At 32.3% G+C, this 5,038-nt stretch carries 4 protein-coding genes; all 4 read left to right on the plus strand.

Features of this window, described 5'->3' with window-relative positions:
- Nucleotides 1-1,529: 1,529 nt before the first annotated feature.
- Nucleotides 1,530-1,760, plus strand: coding sequence for a hypothetical protein (locus F6K22_RS31175; RefSeq protein WP_293107189.1), 231 nt, complete (start codon nucleotides 1,530-1,532; stop codon nucleotides 1,758-1,760).
- A gap of 101 nt (nucleotides 1,761-1,861) precedes the next feature.
- Entirely contained in the window at nucleotides 1,862-2,275 is a 414-nt protein-coding gene (locus tag F6K22_RS31180; RefSeq protein WP_293107191.1) for a polysaccharide deacetylase family protein, read from the plus strand.
- A 95-nt stretch (nucleotides 2,276-2,370) separates the two neighbouring features.
- The gene (locus F6K22_RS31185; protein WP_293107194.1) at nucleotides 2,371-3,276 is read left to right on the plus strand and encodes a phosphodiester glycosidase family protein; all 906 of its coding nucleotides are present in this window, start codon (nucleotides 2,371-2,373) and stop codon (nucleotides 3,274-3,276) included.
- Between the two features lie 760 nt (nucleotides 3,277-4,036).
- On the plus strand, nucleotides 4,037-5,038 hold a 1,002-nt coding region (locus F6K22_RS31190), incomplete at its 3' end, for a response regulator (protein WP_293107197.1).

Below are 5,038 nucleotides of genomic sequence, written 5' to 3' on the forward strand. Positions count from 1 at the left end.
CTTGCGTACCACGTTTGTGGACCAGGTCAGCTGAATGTGCGCTTTGGGATGGTTTGGGCCGAAGCTATCCAATGGGGAAAATTTATAGCGCTACTTGAATCGGGAACACTTAACTGGGAACAGGGAACAGTAAACTGTTAAAGGGTTTCAGCATTGTGAAATGTCCTAACCTTTGCTTCGACTGCTATAAGCTGTGAAAGGCATTTAACAATCCGTCGCAGGGCATCATTTTATACCAATTCCCAAAAGTATTGCTGTACTTAGGTCGGACTTCAGTTATTAAGTAATCAACACAATATCAATCACTTTTTTCCTAAAAATAACCCAGTTAATGTTTATTATTCTTATGTTTATTTCTCCCCACACTTCCCTACCCGATCGGGTATAGCATTCTTTTTGAGAAATGGTATTAGGGAACTGGGAACAAGAAACAGAAAAAATATTGTACCTCATCAATATGATAAATGAAGCTGATAGCTGACTTCTGAATCCTTATATGAAATATAAAAAAGAATGCTACGAATAATTTAACCGATTAAAAGACTTTACTTAGAAATATCTATTTGACTAAAAACAGAGTTTTATTTTAATAAATGATATATAGGCTATTCCTACTGACTCCTGAGTTATGACTCCTTGAAACAGCCTAAGTATTTGTAGCCAAAATTTTAGTATTTCATATTATGTTTTATCAAATATTCTACAAAAAATATTGTTGGCGATAAATTACCGTAGGGATTTAATCTCCAAGTTCTCCTGCAAATCTTCCATTCAAGGATATTTAGCAAAGTTACTATTATCTTCAAGATTTAGTATTACCTGTTTGCTGAAAATTCTATAGCAATTCCCACACTGGTAAGGCAAAAAATTCGTTGGTTTTAGGGAATAGAGAATAGAATAGAAATAAATATAGGTGTACCTCATTAGCCTGAGAAACTCTATATAAATCTCTAAAATTTTATGATTTTTATCAAAAATAATTGAATTTTTTCATACTATAAACTTAATCAGTAGATCGGTCTAATTAAACTTAAAAAAAATTGTAGGGAGGGGTTTGACCGAAACCATTTACATAAGCACGATATAGTCTATTAAACCCGCCCTACACTCGTTACGTTTATTTATTCTCACCTACTTATTGGCTACATTAATAGCTTTAGTTATCTGAAACATTATCGAAAAAATTACAGCTAATCACAATTTGAATAAATATGATTACTTAACTTATAAATCAATTTTATTTCCCTAGGTATTTTGTCTCTAAATCATGCTCCTGCAAATTTATCAATTGTAGATAAAAATACCATTTACCTGCCATAGCTAAAGGATAATTTTATTAAACTCTTATTAACCTAAAATTAAACAATTAATGACTATTTTTATTTTATGATTTTTCTCGGTATTTTCTCAAGTTCTGAAATAAATAATAGGTAAACATTCAGTCGTTAGCTATTAGGTTTCGCAGCATGACCTAAGAAATTATGAAATCTAATAGCTGAATGCTGATATGGAGTTTTAATTTTAGTCTTATGTTTAAATTTTTCCTAATTCGCTCTTCCTTATTAGCGATCACTAATCTAACTTTAACCTTATTAATAGGATTGTTATCACAACCAACCTTTGCTCAATCCAATCCTAATTCAAAATCTCCTAAATCTTGCAACAATCAGAATACTCAACTATCAGAAATATCCCTGGATGCTACACTCAATAAATTCCTAAGTATTTCTAACGTAATGACTAACCAAGAAATAACTTAATAAAAACCATAGGAGAACAAACAATTGTTACTATAAATAATCGCCCTAATCCTTGGCCGACAATTCACGAACGAGCCAGATTAGCCAAAGTTCCGATAATTATGTATCACGACATTTTACCAAAGAAAAAAGTATCTTTTGATGTCACAGTAAAACAATTTGAAAAGCATCTGGAATTAATCAAAAAAAATGGAGTAACTCCCATTAGTTTAGACCAACTAATTCAGCACTTACGCACAGGAAAACCATTACCAGCTAAACCAATAGTTCTAACTTTCGATGACGGATATATTGGTCATTATCAAATAGTTTATCCCCTGATAAAAAAATACAATTATCCAGCAGTTTTTTCAGTATATACAGACAAAATCGAAGGCAAAATAGTAGGTCGTTCAACCCTCACCTGGGAACAATTACAAGAAATGGCAGCAAATCCATTAGTAACAATTGCATCTCATAGTGTCACTCATCCCAAAAATTTAACCAAATTATCTGACCGAGAACTTCAACAATAATTATTAAAATCAAAGCAAATTTTACAGAACAAATTAGGCATAAAGATTCGCTACTTTACCTATCCCGAAGGTAAATACGACGAACGTGTTAGTGCTTGGATAAAAGTAGCAGGATACGAAGCAGCACTAACAATGAAAAAAACAAAAATATCTTCAGTAATCAATCCAAAAGTTTATTAGCAATAGACCGCTTCGGTCAATCAGGATTAAAAAAAGCAATTGCTCAAACTTATGGCGGATTACAACTACCCCCCTGGAAACTAGGCTTTGATTTTAATAGTCAAATTATTAAAAATAAAGTTTTTCCACAAGGCATTCCTCTAATTTTAATATCTGGAGGAAAACCAATCACTATTCATGCAGATAGTCGGTATCAAGTCAAAGATATTGTGGCAAAAAATCAGGCGATCGCTGGAGTAGATGGAGTATTTTTTTCTCTGGAAAAACTAGATTCTAACGAAGTTATAGGTCCGATTTTTAGTCAGAATACAAAAAAATTTGTACCTGGGGATAGCTATGACAATAATAAATTAAAGAATCGTCCCTTAGTATTAATTAGTGAGGATAAAGTAGATTTTATTCCTTTTAATTCGGAACTACATAACACTATAAAAGGTCTCCAAAAAGAGATGCCAAATCTTACAGATGCTTTTGTCGGAGCTGCATTTTTAGTCAGAAATTCTCAACCACAACCAGCAGAAACTTTTGGCGAACTATTCAAATTTAATGAACCCCGTCATCGAGCTTTTTGGGGTATTCATCGTAGCGGTCAACCTATGATTGGAGTATCTTATAAAAGAGTTGGTTCAGTGAAACTTGGTCAACTTTTAGCACAAGTAGGATTTCGGGATGCTGTAATGTTAGATTCTGGAGCAAGTACATCTCTAGCTTATCAAGGTAAATCTTTAGTCAGATATACTCCACGTCCTGTTCCTCATATAGTTGCCTTGGTTCCTCCAAAGTCAACTTCAAAATTAACTTGTGTTGTAGCTCAATATTGATAAAAATCAAGCAATACAAATTTGATAAATGTTTATTATCAATAGTATATATAAGTATAGGCTCCAAAGAAGGAAGAAGGAATCAAGAAAGAAGAAAAAAATCGCAGAAATGATATAAATTAGCTGGCTTATACAATTCGATAATATCGTGCATAAAAATAAATTTCCAGCTTTCCGTTTTGTAGCATTCTTTTTTGAAATTGGTAGAAATTATTGTCCCTATATTTGAGTTTAGAGACGATAAACTATAGAAAAGCTAATATAAATTATTTATATATCAGTCCTATTTTGCTTGTTGATAAATTATTTATAAATTAGGGAAAAGGTAACATTAGCAAGAGTTTCATACTTGATTATCTATCACCGCTTACTATATAAAATTGCTAACAACGACTGTGTTTTTATTCGATTATCACAAGAAGTATATACTTGATTCCCTGCTGTTTTTTCTCAAAAGTATTTTCAACACTCCAATAAAAATGCTATATTAGTTGAATTAAAATATTTCATCTTAAAAGTTATGTTATACATAATATTTAAGGCAATTCAGGCTGTATATAACAATTAAACATTGGTTGTAGGTTTCTTAATATAGTAGGTAAAATTCAATCAAACAGCTATTAATTATTAGTTTACAGAGTTAGTCTTACAAGTCTATATCCCCTTAACCGAACACAATTTTAAGAAGCGATTAATTTGGCCAATAGCTCCCTATAGCCAGCTAGAAGAGTAGTCATGTTCACTCTAGTCCTACTAAATCATGTATCAACAACAAAATTCTAGATTCAGAGAAACTATTTTAATTATCAATGATAATCCTAAAAGTTTAAAACTCTTGACTGAGTTGTTATCTACCCAAGGGTATAAGGTGGAAATTGCCACCAGTAGTAAGCAAGTTCTAGAAACTATTCATTTCATACTTCCAGACTTGATTTTATTAGAAGTTAAAATGCCAGACATTGATGGATATCAAATCTGTGAAATTCTGAAAAGAGATGAACGAACTTGCAATATCCCTGTGATTTTTATCTCTGCTTTGGATGGAGTGATGGATAAGATTAAAGCTTTTACTGTAGGAGGAGTAGATTATATAACTAAACCATTTGAATTAATTGAGATTTTAGCCAGGATTGAAAATCAATTACGTTTGCAATCCCTACAGCAGGAATTACAACAACAAAATGCTAGATTACAACTATTATTAAAAACGACTCATGCTATTAGTGAAGCATCTGATTTTGAGTCAGCTTTAGAAGTGATTCTCGCAGAAATCTGTCAAACTATGAATTGGGATTTTGGGGAAGCATGGATTCCTAACCAAGATAATACAATGCTTAGATTTAGTAGAGGTTGGTATGCTAGTAACACTAGCAATGGCGCTTTGCCACTTACTCTCAAGTTTCGACAACAGCATCAAATTATTACTTTTAGCTCTCATCCAGGTTTCCTAGAAAGGGTGTTCTCTTCTCAACAAGCAGAATGGCTAGAAGATATTTCTCAGGAACAATATTCTGTTTCTATTTGTTCTGAAATTGCTGAAAAAATAGGTATTAAATCTGCTTTGGGAATTCCTATCATCCTAGAGCGAAAAGTTTTAACTATTTTAGTCTTTTTCCATAAAATTTGTCGTTCCCTAGATCAAAATTCTATGGAGTTAGTTAATGGTGTTGCAACTCAGTTAGGGGGGTTAATTCAACGCAAAAAAGCAGAGCTAGCTCTCAAAAAAGCAAACCAAGATTTACAAGTAATTGCTAGTTTAGAT

The sequence above is a fragment of the Okeania sp. SIO2F4 genome, from assembly GCF_010672385.1.
Lineage (GTDB): Bacteria > Cyanobacteriota > Cyanobacteriia > Cyanobacteriales > Microcoleaceae > Trichodesmium.